The organism is Pseudomonas sp. HP_08 (assembly GCF_055284095.1).
Window position 1 is genome coordinate 42,326 of sequence record NZ_JBTOQC010000053.1, and the last position, 16,306, is coordinate 58,631.

Here is a 16,306-nt window from a genome sequence, read left to right on the forward strand (position 1 = left end):
CACTCGGCGCAAGCCCTGCAACCGTAGAGAAAACCTGATGAACAAAACGATCGTGGGCCTGCTCGGCTCACTGTTGCTGGGCGCCTGCGCCCGGCTTCCCGAGAATCACCAGGCACAGACCTGGGACGCTCACGTGCAACGCGGCCAACTGACCAATGGCCTGGAATACCGTCTGGTGCGCGAAACCTCGCAACCGGGACGCATCGACCTGCGCCTGACCGTCAAGGCCGGCTCCGTGGATGAAAGCGACACACAGATTGGCGTGGCGCACATGGTCGAACACCTGAATTTCTACAGTCATGGCGGCGCACCGGACGATATCCGCCAGCGCATGAACCAGTGGGGCTGGGTGCAGGGCCGGCATTACAACGCGGTCACCACCTTTGACCGTACCCAATACCTGCTCAGCCCCACCGGCGGCGCGAAGCAGACCGAGCAGGCCTTGCAGGCGCTGTCGGTGTTGACGCTGGCGGCCGACTACAGCGGCGCCGACCTGGACAAGGAACGCGCGGTGGTCATCGAAGAATGGCGCGGCGGGCTGGGCGTGGCGCAGCGCATGAACGAGCAGCGCACCGCCGCGCAGCGCATCGGCTCGCGCTACCCGCAGCACCGCACCATCGGCAACGAACCGGCGATTCGCGCAGCGACCCTGAATGAACTCAAGGCCTACCAGCAACGTTGGTACGTGCCCAACAACATGGTGCTGACCATCGTCGGCGATATCGATCCGGCGACCTTGCCGGCCCGCATCGAGCAATGGTTTGGCAGCACCCAAGCCGCTGTACTGCCGGACAAGACATGGCGCGAGTTGCCGCTGGATAACCGGTTGAAAATTGTCGGCCTGCAAGACAGCCAGAGCGGCAGCAGCCAGGTCGCGGTGCTGTTTCGTCTGCACGAGCCGGCCAGCCGTGCCATGACTCAGGATGGGGTGCGCGAGCGCTTGATCGACCGCTTCACCCTGGCGCTGATGGTTGATCAGTTGCGCCGCCAGCCGCTTGAAACCGGCGTGCGCAGCCTTAGCGTGCAGAAGAACCAGATCGGCGAATACTCAAGCGTGCTGGGCGTCGCCGCCGGCGTGCAGGATCAGGCGCACGACGTGGCCCGGCGCCAGTTGCTGACCGAGATCGAACGCCTGCGCCGCTTCGGCCTGAACGCGGATGACCTGGAACACGAGAAACAGGGCATTCGCGAGATTGCGCAGAAAATGCTTGGCAAGGATGGCACTCGCACCTTCGAGCAGTGGGTCAACGACCTCAACGATGCCGTGATCCAGAACCGCTTGATGATGGACAAGCACAGCATCGCCCGCCAGCACCTGGCCGTGCTCGACAGCATCACGCTAAACGACATCAACCAGCGCCTGAAGCAGTGGACCGCCAGCCCCGACCAGGTGCTGCAACTGACCGCGCCAGGCGGGCAGACCTTGAGCCTGCCCACCCGCGAGCAGGTGCAAACCCAATGGGCACAGGTACGCAGCCTGCCGCTGCAAGCGCCGCAGCCTGTGGTTGCCAAGGCCGATGCAAAGGCCCTTGAAACCCCGGACGCCCTGCCTGATCTGCCGGCGGCCACGCAGGCCGGCAAAGTGCTGGATAAACGCAGCTTCGACAAAGAGCAGGTCGAGTATTGGCAACTGAGCAACGGCGACCGTCTGGTCTGGCTTAAAAAAGCCTTTGCCGTGCAGCCCGGCAGCAGTGAACTGGTCCTCAAAAGCCTGTCCAGTGCCGGCTTCAACAGCCCGCAATTGCCGGCCTGGCGCAGCCAGCTGGCCGCGCAACTGGCCGGCCAGCAAGCCCCGCAAGGCTGGACAATCGAACAACTGAAACGCTGGCGCCAGACGCAAGGCATTGGCCTGTCTCAGGAGCAGCAGCCCGACCAGCTGGAAGTGGCGGTCACAACGTTCGATAAAGGCAATCATCTGCCGGTGCCACAACGCCTGCAGGCCATGCTGCAAGCCTATCGCCTGAGCCAGGCGCCGCTGCAGATCGACACGCAAGCCTTCGACAGCATCCGGCAGGACCTGCAAACCACCCTGTCGCAGCGCAACGACAATGTGCGCAGCCAGCAACAAAAAGCGCTGAGCACCCTGCGCTTTGGCGCAACGCCGTGGCAAACGCCGACACCCGAACAGGTGCAGGCGCTGCGCAGCGAGCAACTGGTCAGTGACTGGCAGCGCTTGAGCCAGACGCCGGTCACCCATTACCTGATGGCCGATGTGCCGGCTGAACAATTACAGCCGCTGGTCGAGCAGGAGCTGGCCGGCATTCCGCGCGCCAGCGCCTTGCACAGCGAGGCCCTCAGGCAGCGCAGCGGCCAGCATGTGCAGACGCTGGAAATAGGCATCGAACCGCGCACCCAGTTGCAGGCCAACAGTTACCGCGACCAGCCATGGACGCCAGAAGATGCCGCGCGCATTTCGGCCCTGCAAGGCATAGCCCAGGCGGCGCTCAAGCAGCAACTGCGCGGCCAGGCTTCCGGGGTTTACTCGCTGACGTTCGAAACCACGCTTGACCCGCGCAGCCAGCGCATCGACAGCAAGTTGCAGTTCTACACCGACCCTGCACGCGCCGATGAACTGTGGAAACTGGCGCGCACCACCCTCGCCCGCTTGCCGCAAACAGTGGATCAAGCGGCAGTGATCAAGGCCCGCAAGCAACTGCTGCAACAGGAACGGCTGAACCGCGACAACCCGCAAACCCAACTGCGCCGCCTGATGCTCAGCGACCAGCGCTGGGGCGACCCGCGCTACCTCAGCCAGCAAGTGCAACTGCCCGAGGCCATTACCCAGGCCGAACTCAAGCGCCTGGCCGGGCTGTTGTTCAATGACCGCAACCTGACCCTGCAACGCCTGCAGCCTGCGCCACACAGCGAAACGGCGGCCAGACCATGAAGACCCTCAGGACCTTCTATGCCCTGGCCCGCCCGTATTGGCTGGACCGCCGCCAGTGGCTGTCGTGGGTGCTGTTGCTCAGCGTGATCGGCATGGGTTTGCTGGTGGTGCAGATCAACGTGTGGATCAACGCCTGGAGCAAGACCTTCTACGACACCCTGGGCGAGTTCAACACCCAGGCGCTGTACGGCCTGATGCTGCAATACAGCCTGTACGTCGGCTTTTACGTGGTGGTCGTGGTCTATCTGGACTGGCTGCGCAAGGCGCTTGTGTTGCGCTGGCGCCGGGCGATGACCCACAGCATGCTCGATGCCTGGCTGGCCGGTCAGGCTTACTACCGTCTGGGGCTGACCGGCGAGCCGGATAACCCCGACCAGCGCATCGCCGAAGACATCGAAATGGTGGTCAACCGCAGCATCGAGTTGCTGGCGTCATTGATCATCAACCTGGCTCAGGTCGGCGCCTTTGTCATGGTGCTCTGGAACCTGTCCGGGGTCTTGACGTTCGAGCTGTTCGGTCAGGACTGGGTGATTCACGGGTATCTGGTGTGGATCGCCGTTGCCTATAGCGTGCTGGGCACCGCCTTTACCCATTACCTGGGACATCCGTTGCACACGCTCAATTATGAGCAACAGAAAGTCGAAGGCGACTTTCGCGCCAGCCTGCTGCGCAAGCGCGACCATGCCGAGCAGATCGCCCTGTATCAAGGCGAGGCGGTAGAAAAACGCCAGTTGCACCAAAGCTTCGAAGGCATCGCCCACAACTGGTGGCAACTGATGAACCGGGTGCGCACGTTGCAGTTCTTCACCCAGGGCTTTGACCGCGTCAGCCGCATCATTCCGGTGTTCGCAGCCCTGCCGGCGTATCTGGCCAAGACCGTCACGCTGGGCGGCCTGATGCAGATTCGCAGTGCGTTCAGTGCGGTGCAGGGTTCGCTGAGCTGGCTGATCGACGTGTACCCGCGCTTGATGATGCTCAGCGCCGCAATCGAGCGGCTCGGGCAGTTTCAACAGGCCATCGCCACCACCCGCTGCCAGGTGTGCGAGTGCCCGCGCGGCTCGGTGTTGCGCCTGGACAACCTGCAAGTGCAGTTGCCCAACGGCAAGCCGCTGCTGAAAAACCTCAACCTGATCGCCACGCCCGGCCAGTGGCTGCGCATCGAAGGCCGCAGCGGGCTGGGCAAATCGACCTTGCTGCGCACCCTGCAAGGCTTGTGGCCGTGGTATCACGGCTGCTGGCAATTGCCGGGCGGCAGCAGCCTGTTGATTCCGCAACAGCCTTATCTGCCCAACCTGCCGCTGCGCCAGTTACTGGCCTACCCGGCCAGCGTCTGCCCGCCGGACGAGCGCCTGAGCGAAGCATTGCAACAGGTGGGTCTCGGCCACCTGGCGGGTCGCCTGGAGGCGCAATGCGAGTGGGCCCGCGAATTGTCGGGCGGTGAGCAACAGCGCCTGGGCATTGCCCGCGTCTTGTTGTATGCGCCGCAAACGTTGTACCTGGACGAAGCCACCAACCAGCTGGATGAGCCAAGCGCCTGCCAGTTGTTGACGACGGTGCGCCAGGCACTGCCCAACACGCTGGTGGTCGGCATTACCCACCAGCCCGGTGTGGCGCGGCTGTTTTCACGGACGCTGGATCTGGAGGGCGGGCAGCGACTTCGAGGTATGACATCTTCGTGAAAATATCTCGGCCTTTTGCCTCTTTATCGACTCCGGCATGCTGAAAAACGCAGAAAACCTATAAAATTCATCACACAACCTATTGACACGGGCCGCTGCACAGACGAATAATCGCCACCAAGTTGTATGACAACATATAAATAAAGCCCTAATAATTACAAAATCAGCAGGCCGTCATGACCATTATCCGCACCCGTGTCACGCGACTACCCGATCCTGTCCACGCCCTTCCGGGCGAAGAAAGACTCCCCGCGTATACGCAGCGCATCGGCTGAACCCCGAGCGCAGCACTTTCTTTTTTGGAGCAGTCGGGTGGCCAAGGGCACCCGTCGCAGCGTTCAGTAGTGGCGACTCTGTTCGGCTTGCTGTTGCTCATTTTCTTCATCAATCGGCACCGGCGCGTGAGGATTTCCCCATCGACATGGAACACCCTTCTCCCGCCTCGGGCCGTCGCTCCAACCTGACCCGGCAACTGGTCGCCGAGCTCTCGCGCAAAATTCGCGAGGGCGAGATCAGGAGCGGTGAAAAACTGCCGACCGAGCTGGCCATCAGTCGTGATAACGGCGTCAGCCGCACCGTGGTGCGCGAGGCCATGTCGCGTTTGCAGGCCGAAGGTCTGGTCGAGACCCGCCACGGCATCGGCACCTTTGTCGTCGATGCCTCGCAACCGCGCAGTGTCACCGCCGAGCAGCCACACCTCGGCAGCCGCCAGGACGCTGTCGCCATACTGGAACTGCGCCTGAGTGTGGAGCCGGAGGCCGCCGCCCTCGCCGCCCGGCGCCGCACTCCGGAACAACTTGAAGCCATTGCCCAGGCCCTGCACCGGTTGCAGGTGTGTGCCCGCCAGGGCGGCGACACGCTGCAGGCCGACTATGAGTTTCACCGCCAGATCGCCCTGTGCACCACCAACAGTTTTTTCACCGACGTGATGAATCAGTTGGGCAGCAGCATCCTGCCGCGCATCGGCACCGGCTTCGGCACTCAACCGGTGCTGGCCGATGCCCAGGACCCGGATGCCCAGAGCCGCGAGCAGGAGCAGATCTTCACCGCCATCCGCCATCAGGACAGCGACACGGCCCGCGCGGCGATGCGTCTGCATTTGATCAATTGCCTGCAACGGCTGGCGACAAACAATTAGCGACTTGCTGGTTGATCGTTTACCATGCCGCCCGTCGGTTTCCGAGAGGAACTAACAGGGAATTCGCAGGCCGTGCCCGCACGCGCCAACAACGAAACTGCCCCCGCAACTGTAGGCATCGAGCCGCTCCATTGAGGTCACTGGGTCAACCCGGGAAGGCCGGAGCAAGGCGTAGACGTGCCAGTCAGGAGACCTGCCGACACACACTTTTACTGACCGGCGGGGTGTCCGGGAAGGACATCCGCGCACGCCTGTCGGCCGTGTGTCTTGCTGCCTCCTGCCGGTCGGGAAGCGGCCGCGATGTATTTCCTGCCTGTACACTGCGCCCCGCTTTTGTACGAATGGAGATCGCCTTTCATGTCACTGCCCCGCCTGGCCACCCTGTTTGCTGCTCTGGGCTTTTCCGGCCTGAGCCTCGCCGCGCCCACTCAGTACCCGTTGACCCTGGAAAACTGCGGCATGCCGCTGACCTTCGCCAAGGCACCGGACAAGGCAGTGACCATCGGCCAGGCCGGCACCGAGATGTTCTATGAGCTGGGCCTGGGCGAGCGCCTGGCTGGCACGTCGTTGTGGTTCAACAATGTGCAGCCGCGCTTCAAGGAACAGAACGACAAGGTCGAGCGCCTGGCCGACAACGACCCAAGCTTTGAGGCGGTGATCGGCAAGCGTCCGGGGCTGGTGGCCGTGCAACTGGAATGGATGGTCGGCAAACAGGGCGTGGTCGGCACCCGCGAGCAGTTTCATGACCTGAAGATTCCGACCTACATCATGCCGTCCGACTGTGAAGGCAAGGACAACCTGGTCGGCGCCGACGGCACGCGCCTGGAGCCGTTTCGCATCGACACCATCTACAAGAGTGTCGAGCAACTGGCGCAGATCTTCGATGTTCAGGATCGCGGCGAGCAGGTGGTCAGCGAGCTGAAGGCACGGCTGGCCAAGGCTCTGGCCAACGTTGACCGCAACAAGGCCAAGGATGTGTCGGCGGTGTTCTGGTTCTCCAGCGCCGACCTTGATATCGACCCGTACGTGGCCGGCCGCAAGGGCATCCCGGACTTCATGCTCAACAGCCTGGGCATGCGCAATATCGTCGAGTCCGATGAAGAGTGGCCGACCGTTGGCTGGGAAACCATCGCCAAGGCCAACCCGAGCATTCTGGTGATCGCACGCATGGACCGTCGCCGCTTCCCGGCTGACGACTACACCCGAAAACTGGAATTTCTCAAGTCGGACCCGGTGACGCGCAACATGGACGCGGTGAAAAACGACCGCATCGTCATCATCGATGCCGACGCCATGCAGGCCAGCCTGCGCATGTTCACCGGCATCGAAGAACTGGCCGACGCCGCTGACCGGTTCAACAAATCCAAATGAAAATCCAGGTCGTGCTGGGCCATGTGCTGTGGGTGAGCGTCGTGCTGGTGCTGGCGGTGATCGCCGGCGCCGCCATCGGCGAAACCCGCATCAGCATGGAAGTGGTCTGGCAGATCCTGGCCAATAAACTGTGGAGCGCCGGTTACCCGGTCGACCCTATCGATGAAGGCATCATCTGGAATTACCGCCTGACCCGCGCCATCGTCGCTGCCGCCTGTGGCGCCGGCCTGGCGCTGTCGGGCGTGGTGTTGCAGTCGCTGCTGCGCAACCCGCTGGCCGAGCCTTACCTGCTGGGAATTTCGGCCGGCGCCTCGACCGGCGCGGTGCTGGTGGCGTTGCTGGGCCTGGGAGCCGGGGCGATTTCGTTATCGGCCGGCGCGTTTGTCGGCGCCATGGCGGCATTCGCGATGGTCACCCTGCTCGCCCGTTCTTCCCAGGGTTCCAGCGCCGCCGGGCACATCATTCTGGCGGGCATTGCCGGCTCGCAGTTGTTCAATGCCCTGACCTCGTTTTTGATCACCAAGTCGGCCAGTTCCGAACAGGCGCGCGGCATCATGTTCTGGCTGCTCGGCAACCTCAGCGGGGTGCGCTGGCATTCGGTATGGCTGGCGGTGCCGGTGGTGCTGGCCGGCCTGCTGGTGTGCATGTGGCATCGGCGGGCGCTGGATGCGTTCATGTTCGGCAGCGATTCGGCCGCCTCGCTGGGCATTCCGGTGCGCCGTGTGCAGGTGCTGCTGATTACCTGCGCGGCGTTGATTACGGCGGTGATGGTGTCGATTGTCGGCTCCATCGGTTTTGTCGGCCTGGTGATTCCGCATGCGGTGCGCATGCTGGTCGGCGTGCGCCACGCGCGACTGGTGCCGGTCAGCGCATTGTGCGGCGCGCTGTTTCTGATTGCCGCCGATGTGCTGTCGCGCACGCTGATCAAGGGCCAGACCCTGCCGGTCGGGGTCATCACCGCGCTGATCGGCGCGCCGGTGTTTGCGCTGATCCTGATCCGGGGGAAAAGCCCGCGATGAATGCCTTCTCCCACCTGGTCGACACCGCAGCGCCGAGCTGCACCGCATTGAGCTGCACCGGCCTGACCCACATCATCAAGGGCCAGGCGCTGTTGCAGGATGTCAGCCTGAGCGTGGTTCCCGGTGAAACGCTGGGCATCGTCGGCCCCAACGGCTCGGGCAAATCCACGCTGCTCAAGCTGCTGTCGGGCATTCAGACGCCCAGCGCTGGCAGCGTACATCTGGCCGGCCAGCCGCTGGCGCAGATGAAGCGCCGCGACGTGGCCCGCCTGCTGGCAGTGGTCGAACAACAGGCCGAGACCAGCGACAGCATCACCGTGCGCGACGCAGTGGAACTGGGCCGTACACCGTGGCTGTCGGCCCTGACGCCATGGAGCGGCGCGGACGACGACATCGTCCGTCAGGCACTCGAAGACGTCGGCCTGCTGCACCTGCGCGAACGCCACTGGCAAACCCTGTCAGGCGGCGAGCGCCAGCGCGCGCACATCGCCCGCGCCCTGGCGCAACGGCCGCAGATTCTGCTGCTGGATGAACCGACCAACCACCTGGATATCCAGCATCAACTGAGCATTCTCGGGCTGGTCAAGGCCTTGCCGGTGACCACGGTGATTGCCCTGCACGACCTCAATCAGGCGCTGGAATGCGACCGCCTGGCGATGCTGCACGGCGGACGCCTGATCGCCCTCGGCCTGCCCCATGAGGTGCTCACCCCCGAACGCCTGCACAGCGCCTTTGCGGTGCAGGGCCACTGGCTGACCGACCCGTTCGACGGCACACGGATACTGCGTTTGCGCTCCCTCTAACCTAACCAACGGAAAACTCTGGATATGCGTATTTCTTCCACGCTGGCTTCGCTCGCCCTGCTGCTTTGCAGCCAGGCCATGGCCGAGGTTCACGAAGTCAAAATGCTCAACCGTGGCGAGGCCGGCAGCATGGTCTACGAGCCGGACTTTCTGCGTGTCGCGCCCGGCGATACGGTGAAGTTCATCGCCACCCACAGCACCCACAACGCCGCGACGATTCCGGGCCTGCTGCCCGACGGCGCGGTGGCCTTCAAAGGCAAGATCAACGAGCAGATCGAGGTGCAGCTCGACACCCCGGGCGTGTACGGCATCCAGTGCATTCCGCACCTGGCGATGGGCATGGTCATGCTGATCCAGGTCGGGGAGCCGACGGCGGCACCGGTGATTCCAGCGGCCCTGCCGCAACGCGCCAGCGAGCGCCTGAACGCTATCGTCGCCCGGCAATGGCCTGCGCAATAACCTGATGTCTTGTAGCGTGTAGAAGGAACTACGACATGTCGATGTTCAAACGCATGACGCCGTGGGTGCTGCTGGCCGCCCACACGCCTTATGCCAATGCCGATTCGGCCCAGGCACAAGCCAATGGCTTTATCGAAGACAGCACCTGGAATGTGCTTAACCGTAGCGTCTATGACCGTCGCGACTACCGCCATGGCAGCCTCAATGGCGCGGCTCGCAATGCATATAAACCGCGTGCGCAACGCAGCGACCTGGCCGAAGAATGGGCGTACGGGCTGATGGGCAGTTTTCAGTCCGGCTTCACCCAAGGCCTGATCGGCGTCGGTATCGATGCCCACGCCTACCATGGCCAGCAACTGGACAGCGGCGGCGGCCGGGCCGGCAAGGCACGGCTGCTCGCGCTGGACAACGACGGCCATCCGCAGGACGCCTACAGCCGTGGCGGTGCGGCGGTCAAACTGCGCGCTTCGAACACGGTCTTGAGCCTTGGCGAGCAGCGGGTCAAGACCCCGGTATTCAGCTCATCGGACAGCCGCCTGCTACCGGAAACCGCCACCGGCATCTTTCTCGGCAGCCAGGAAATCAAGGATCTGAAGCTGGTCGCCGGGCACTTCACCGAAAGCACCGACCGCAATGCCTCAAGCCACAATCGCGGGCTGGTGGTCAACTACTCCAATGGCACAAAAGGCGACAGCGTCGACCTCGCCGGCGCGGTCTACAGCGGCCTGCCCAACCTGAGCGCCAGCCTCTATACCTCGCGCTACGAAGACACCTGGAACCAGCACTATCTGGGCGGCACCTTCAGCCATGCACTGGGCGATAACCAGTCGCTGGCACTGGAACTCAATCTGTATCGCACCACGGATCAAGGCAAGGCGCTGTCCGGGCAAATCGACAACACCACCTGGAGCCTGATGAGCCGCTACGCCGTCGGCGCCCACACCCTGAGCCTGGGTTATCAGCGCGTGCACGGCGACACGCCGTTCGACTATGTCACTCGCGGTGCGATCTTTATCGGCAACGCCGTGCAACTGTCGGACTTCAACGCCCCCGAAGAACGCTCGTGGCAACTGCGCTACGATCTGGCCATGGCTCCATTCGGCATTCCCGGCCTGAACTTCAGCGCCGCTTATTTGCGCGGCAGCCATATCGACGGCAGCGGCGTCGACCCCAGCGGCGGCTATGCGTATCTGGGCTATGGCCAGGGCGGTAAACATTGGGAACGCGATCTGGAGGCGCGTTATGTGCTGCAAGGTGGACCGGCCAAAGGCCTGGCACTGTCAGTGCGACATAACGTGCATCGCGGCAATGGCGCACAGGCCGAACTGGACAGCGATCAGGTGCGGTTGGCGGTGGAGTATCCGCTGGGTGGGCGGTTGTAAAATGCCACTCCTCAATGCGACCGCGAACGCCTGGCGCCTGCACGCTGCAGGGTCATGCTCGGCGTTTCGTCGAACAGTTTGCGGTACTCGCTGGAAAACCGGCCCAAGTGGCTGAAACCCCACTCCATGGCGATCATCGAGATATTGCGCATGCCGCTACCTTCGAGGATTTCCTGGCGTACGGCGCTCAGGCGGTATTTCTTCAGGTAGGCCATGGGCGACATTTCGATGTACTTGCGAAAGCCTTCGAACAGCTTGAAGCGCGAGACGCCGCTGGCGACTTCGATGTCTTCGATGCACAGTTCTTCGCGGGCGTGGCGGTGGATGTAGTCCCTGGCGCGCACCAGATAGTGCGGCATGCGGGTGCCCAGCGTGTCGCGCAGCGCGTCGGAATAGTTGTTGGGCTGGGCCAGGATCAGGCCCTTGACCAGCGCGCTTTCCAGGTCGCGGTTGAACAGCAACTGGCCGTACAGCTCGCCGGATTCCATTTCTTCGATGAAGTGCTTGGCCATCCGCCACCAGGATGCGGTCGCGCCCTGCACCGCGTCCATGCCGGCGTCGAAACGCAAGGGCTCGCTGATCGGGCGCTGCAGCATGTCTTCGAGGGATTTGTTCATGGCGGCGCGGCTGATTACTACCTGTAATTTGCGGCAGTTGCCGGCGATGCTCAGTTCCTGGCTTTCATTGGGGGCGACGATCACGCCTTGCTCGGGGTTGGAGAGCAAGCGTTTGCCAGCCTTGTGCAGTTCCTGTTCGCCGCACAGCGGCAGGCTGACGCTGTAGCTGTTGAAGCTGTCGAGATCGTCGATGCCCACGGTGACGTCGGTGCCGTATTCGATGATGCCCAACGTGGTCGACATCGACTTGAGCACATTGGCGCTGTGGCGAAACTGGATACGGCCCGGGCTGCTGGCCTTGAGCAGGTGCGGGCCACAGATATGCGACATCCACGAGCAGGCGCCGGCCAGATCGAAATGATCGGCGTGGATATCACGCAGGTGAGACTCAGGATTCAGGCTCATCACGGCACTCTTCAAGGCGGTTTCACGGCTGTTTGGGTACGCGCTCTGCGGCGCATCTGCCTGAGCACAATGCAAGCGGCAGGCCACGCAGGGCCTGCTGAAACAAACCCGCACTTATCGGATAGCAATCGCGCACATTGTGGATAGCGCCGTCAAAACGCCCTGAAAACCGGCTGTTTCAGGCGCACGCAATGCCCTTTGATAGAGCAGGCATGCGCCCGCCTGTGGCCCGTATTGAGGCCCGTATTGAGTAGTACCGACCCAGGCGTGTTACCTGAAGGGGCAATGCCCGGCCTGTCAAAGACCGAGCAGTTGCCGTGCCGCCTGATACAGCGGTGTGCCGGGCTCACCCAATTGCAGCACCACATCAAAATGATTTCTGCCCGGCGCCTCGACAAAGCGTCCGGGCAATCCCTCGACGCACCAGGCGTCCAGATACGCCTGCGACTGGCGGGCAAACTCCTCGGTTTCCAGCGCCCCGTAGCTGACCACCAGCGGCGTGCTGTGCGCCGGCAGACGAAACAGCGGGCTGTTGCGCCGCGCCGAGGTCTCATCGAGGTGCATCCAGGCATTGATGTGCGTGGCCAGCAAGGGCTGTAAATCAAACAGCCCGCTGATCGGCAAGGCGCCATGCAGCACCGAATCGGGCACGCCGTACTGCGCCTGCCAGCCACCGGCCAGCAACATGCCCACCAGGTGCCCGCCCGCCGAGCTGCCGCTGGCGACGATGCGCGCAGGATCGCCACCGAACCCGGCGATATGCGCGTGTACCCAGGCCAGGGCACGACGGGTCTGGTCGACGATATGGTCAAGGGTTACCGCTGGCGCCAGGTCGTAATCGATGACCACCACACAGGCGCCTGCTGCGGTCAGCGCCGGCGCCATGAAGGCCGAATCGGCCTTGGACAACGCCCGCCAGTAACCACCGTGGATGAACAGCAGCACCGGCGCGTCGGCGCCTGGGGCGGGAAAGATATCCAGCCGCTCGCCGACGCCCGGGCCGTAGGCCACGTTCTTGAACACCTTGAGGCTGGCGTGCGCGGCATCGCTCAGGTCGCGGTACTGGCGCGGGTACTGCTCGTAGCTGGTCACGCTGGCACGGGCGTTGTATTGCAGGTCGTAGTATTCATCAAGGGCAATGGCATTGAGAGGAAGGGTCATGACGGTCTCCGCAGGATGTCTGTCGATTAGGCCGCAGTTGCCCTGCACGGGAAATCCGCTGGGTAGTGGATGATTATCCGGATAATCAGGGCGCCACAAGATGTTGATAATCACTCGCATCTTTCGGCCATTTGCAGCGATCCACGCCCATCTGACGGGCAAAGCGTGCGGCGCGCGGCCAGTACCACTACAATGCGCGCTTTGCCCTGCGCCGGATCTCGCTCGTCATGTCCCTACCCAAGCATCACCTCGAATTGCTCAGCCCTGCCCGCGACGTCAGCATTGCCCGCGAGGCCATTCTGCATGGCGCCGACGCCGTGTACATCGGCGGACCGAGCTTTGGCGCGCGACACAACGCCAGTAACGAGGTCAGCGAGATCGCAGAGCTGGTGAAGTTCGCCCGTCGCTACCATGCGCGGATCTTCACCACCATCAACACCATCCTCCACGACGACGAGCTGGAGCCGGCGCGCAAGCTGATCCACCAGCTTTATGATGCCGGTGTCGATGCCTTGATCGTCCAGGACCTCGGGGTCATGGAGCTGGACATTCCGCCCATCGAACTGCATGCCAGCACCCAGACCGACATTCGTACCCTGGCGCGGGCACAATTTCTCGATCAGGCCGGTTTCTCGCAACTGGTCCTGGCGCGCGAGCTGAACCTGCAACAGATCCGCGAAATCGCCGACGGTACCGATGCCGCTGTCGAATTCTTCATTCACGGCGCGTTGTGCGTGGCGTTTTCCGGGCAGTGCAATATCTCCCACGCCCACACCGGCCGCAGCGCCAACCGTGGCGACTGCTCGCAGGCCTGCCGCCTGCCGTACACGCTCAAGGATGATCAGGGCCGCGTCGTTGCCTTCGAGAAGCACTTGCTGTCGATGAAGGACAACAACCAGAGCGCCAACCTGCGCGCGCTGGTCGAAGCCGGCGTGCGCTCATTCAAGATCGAGGGCCGCTACAAGGATGTGAGCTATGTGAAGAACATCACCGCTTACTACCGCCAGCGCCTGGACGAAATCCTCAACGACCGCCCGGACCTGGCCCGCGCCTCCAGCGGCCACACCGCGCACTTCTTCGTGCCGGACCCGGAGAAAACCTTCCACCGCGGCAGCACCGATTATTTCGTTTCCGATCGCAAGATCGACATCGGCGCCTTCGACACCCCGACCTTCACCGGCTTGCCGGTCGGCAGCATCGAGAAGCTCAACAAACGCGACCTGATCGCCGTGACCCATGAGCCGCTGTCCAACGGCGATGGCCTCAACGTGCTGATCAAGCGTGAAGTGGTCGGCTTTCGCGCCAACATTGCCGAGCTCAAGGGCGAGTTCGAAGAAGACGGCGAGAAGCGCTGGCGCTACCGTGTCGAGCCTAACGAGATGCCGGCTGCACTGGCCAGCCTGCGCCCCAACCAACCGTTGAGCCGCAACCTGGACCATAACTGGCAACAGGCACTGACCCGCACGTCGGCCGAGCGCCGCATCGGCATCCAGTGGAAAGCCGTGCTGCGCGAAGAGCGCCTGAACCTCAGCGCCACCAGCGAAGAAGGCATCAGCGTCACGGTTGCGCTCGACGGCCCGTTCGGCGCGGCCAACAAGCCCGAGCAGGCGCTGGAGCAACTGCGCGACCTGCTGACGCAACTGGGCACCACGATCTACCACGCCCAGGATGTGAAGCTCGACGCACCGCAGGCGTTCTTCATTCCCAACTCGCAGCTCAAGGCCCTGCGCCGCGAAGCCATTGAGGCGCTGGAAAGCGCACGCATCGCAGCGCACCCGCGTGGCGGGCGCAAAGCCGAAACCACCCCGCCGCCGGTGTACCCCGAGTCGCACCTGTCGTTCCTGGCCAACGTGTATAACCAGAAGGCCCGCGATTTCTACCATCGCCACGGCGTGCAGTTGATCGACGCCGCCTACGAGGCGCATGAAGAAGCCGGTGACGTGCCGGTGATGATCACCAAGCACTGCCTGCGTTTCTCGTTCAACCTGTGCCCGAAACAGGCCAAGGGCGTGACCGGCGTGCGCACCAAGGTCGCACCGATGCAACTGGTACACGGTGACGAAGTGCTGACCCTGACCTTTGACTGCAAACCGTGCGAGATGCACGTGGTCGGCAAGATGAAGGGCCATATCCTCGACCTGCCGCTGCCGGGCAGCCACAAGGCCGGCATCGTCGGGCATATCAGCCCGGAAGATCTGCTCAAGACCGTGAAGCGCCAGGCACCGCACTGATTTGCGGTTCAGGCCAACCCGCGAATCTCCGCTTCCAGGTTCTCCCGCGCGCGCTGTTCCCAGCGCGCCTTGCCCGGTTCTGTGGTGAAAATCTCCGGGCGTTCGAGGAATTTCTTCAGTACTGCGGCGCGTCCGGGTCGGTACAGCGCATCGGGAAAGTGCCCGTATTCGCGGCGCACCGCCTCGGTGTAGGCCTGATACGCAGGCGCCGCTGCCGCCAGAATCGACAGGTCGATATCCACCAGCAGACGTTGATCGCTGGTAGCGCTCGGCTGGCGGTGATCGGTGGCCATGATCAACGCGTGTACCGGCTGGCAATACTGATCAAGCCCGACTGACGCCAGCACCTCGACCGCCAGATCGGCACTGCGTGCCTCGTTGTCCTGGCGGGTCGGGTCGTAGATCGCATCGTGGTACCAGATGGCCAGTTCCACCGTCAGCGGCGAGGCCGCCAGATCGCGCAGCCCGTCGAACGTGTGCAGACAGGCGAGGATATGCGTGGCGTTGTGGTAAGCACGGCCGGGTTCGGCATACAGGCTGCGCAGTTGTTCGAAGCGCGCAGGCTCAGGTTGCGCGCCCAGGTCAGCCCATAGTTGCTTCCAGCGTTGTCTGTCCAGCTCAGTGTTGCTCATGCAGCACGTGCTCCATATGGGTGGTCTGCCACACCGGGTCGCTCTCGATATCCACGGTCACGAAACCGTGCTTTTCCCAGAAACCAATGGCGCCCGGCAGAAACGGGTGGGTGTGCAGGTACAGCACTTCGACAGCGTTGAGCTGTGCATGCTCACGCAAGGCCTGAAAAAGCCGGCTGGCCAGGCCTGCGTTGCGCCAGGCCGGATCGACGAACAGGCGGACGATTTCCACGGTCTTGCGGCCTTGATAATCGAGCTGCGCGAAACGGTGATCGTAAGGCAGGTAGCCGACGGCGGCGACGATCTGCTGGTTGTCGCGGGCGATCAGAAAATGGCCGTCGGCACTGTTGAGGTACACCTGTTCAAAAGCCGCCAGATCGGCGGGCAGAGCGTCTGGATCGAGCATCGGGAATATCTGCGCGCGGGCACGCAGCACAAAGTCGAGGATGGCGGCGGTGTCGCTGGCGCGGGCGGGATGAATCGGCGGCGTCGAGGCAGGCATGGGCTGTTTTCGTCGGCAAA

13 protein-coding genes and 1 riboswitch are annotated in these 16,306 nt (G+C 63.2%); of the genes, 9 read left to right on the forward strand and 4 right to left on the reverse strand.

The genetic code is table 11. From position 1 onward, the window contains the following. Nucleotides 1–37: 37 nt before the first annotated feature. From ACYAS9_RS29235 to ACYAS9_RS29270, 8 genes are all read left to right on the forward strand, one after another. Nucleotides 38–2,887, forward strand: a complete 2,850-nt coding sequence (locus ACYAS9_RS29235; protein ID WP_463571989.1) for a M16 family metallopeptidase — start codon at nt 38–40, stop codon at nt 2,885–2,887. Next, nucleotides 2,884–4,566: an ABC transporter ATP-binding protein/permease gene (locus tag ACYAS9_RS29240; protein ID WP_463571990.1), complete on the forward strand. Its 1,683-nt coding sequence runs from the start codon at nt 2,884–2,886 to the stop codon at nt 4,564–4,566. Before ACYAS9_RS29235 ends, ACYAS9_RS29240 begins: the two co-directional genes overlap by 4 nt. A gap of 421 nt (nt 4,567–4,987) precedes the next feature. Beyond that, nucleotides 4,988–5,704: a FadR/GntR family transcriptional regulator gene (locus ACYAS9_RS29245; protein ID WP_463571991.1), complete on the forward strand. Its 717-nt coding sequence runs from the start codon at nt 4,988–4,990 to the stop codon at nt 5,702–5,704. An 18-nt stretch (nt 5,705–5,722) separates the two neighbouring features. After that, nucleotides 5,723–5,919, forward strand: a riboswitch (cobalamin riboswitch). Between the two features lie 142 nt (nt 5,920–6,061). Continuing rightward, complete coding sequence (locus ACYAS9_RS29250; RefSeq protein WP_463571992.1) at nt 6,062–7,075, forward strand: ABC transporter substrate-binding protein; 1,014 nt, start codon at nt 6,062–6,064, stop codon at nt 7,073–7,075. Further along, nucleotides 7,072–8,094, forward strand: a complete 1,023-nt coding sequence (locus tag ACYAS9_RS29255) for a FecCD family ABC transporter permease (RefSeq protein WP_463571993.1) — start codon at nt 7,072–7,074, stop codon at nt 8,092–8,094. The genes ACYAS9_RS29250 and ACYAS9_RS29255 overlap by 4 nt, the downstream gene beginning before the upstream one ends. Next, a complete protein-coding gene (locus tag ACYAS9_RS29260; protein ID WP_463571994.1) occupies nt 8,091–8,897 on the forward strand; it encodes an ABC transporter ATP-binding protein in 807 nt (268 codons plus the stop codon). The genes ACYAS9_RS29255 and ACYAS9_RS29260 overlap by 4 nt, the downstream gene beginning before the upstream one ends. 24 nt (nt 8,898–8,921) lie before the next feature. Further along, nucleotides 8,922–9,356 carry a pseudoazurin gene (locus ACYAS9_RS29265; RefSeq protein ID WP_463571995.1) on the forward strand — a complete coding sequence of 145 codons (435 nt, stop codon included), beginning with the start codon at nt 8,922–8,924 and terminating at the stop codon, nt 9,354–9,356. 41 nt (nt 9,357–9,397) lie between these two features. Next, entirely contained in the window at nt 9,398–10,738 is a 1,341-nt protein-coding gene (locus ACYAS9_RS29270; protein ID WP_463572193.1) for an OprD family porin, read from the forward strand. Between the two features lie 11 nt (nt 10,739–10,749). On the opposite strand, the gene ACYAS9_RS29275 is transcribed toward ACYAS9_RS29270, so the two are convergent. Further along, on the reverse strand, nt 10,750–11,760 hold the full coding sequence (locus tag ACYAS9_RS29275; protein WP_463571996.1) for an AraC family transcriptional regulator: 1,011 nt from the start codon (nt 11,758–11,760) through the stop codon (nt 10,750–10,752). Nucleotides 11,761–12,057: 297 nt separating this feature from the next. Further along, a complete protein-coding gene (locus tag ACYAS9_RS29280) occupies nt 12,058–12,921 on the reverse strand; it encodes an alpha/beta hydrolase (RefSeq protein ID WP_463571997.1) in 864 nt (287 codons plus the stop codon). Nucleotides 12,922–13,148: 227 nt separating this feature from the next. On the opposite strand from ACYAS9_RS29280, the gene ACYAS9_RS29285 reads away from it, so the two are divergent. Further along, entirely contained in the window at nt 13,149–15,152 is a 2,004-nt protein-coding gene (locus ACYAS9_RS29285; RefSeq protein WP_463571998.1) for a peptidase U32 family protein, read from the forward strand. 8 nt (nt 15,153–15,160) lie between these two features. Here the strand turns inward: ACYAS9_RS29285 and ACYAS9_RS29290 are convergent, their stop codons facing one another. Beyond that, the gene (locus ACYAS9_RS29290; protein WP_463571999.1) at nt 15,161–15,784 is read right to left on the reverse strand and encodes an HD domain-containing protein; all 624 of its coding nucleotides are present in this window, start codon (nt 15,782–15,784) and stop codon (nt 15,161–15,163) included. Continuing rightward, complete coding sequence (locus tag ACYAS9_RS29295; RefSeq protein WP_463572000.1) at nt 15,771–16,286, reverse strand: GNAT family N-acetyltransferase; 516 nt, start codon at nt 16,284–16,286, stop codon at nt 15,771–15,773. Before ACYAS9_RS29295 ends, ACYAS9_RS29290 begins: the two co-directional genes overlap by 14 nt. Nucleotides 16,287–16,306: the final 20 nt, after the last annotated feature.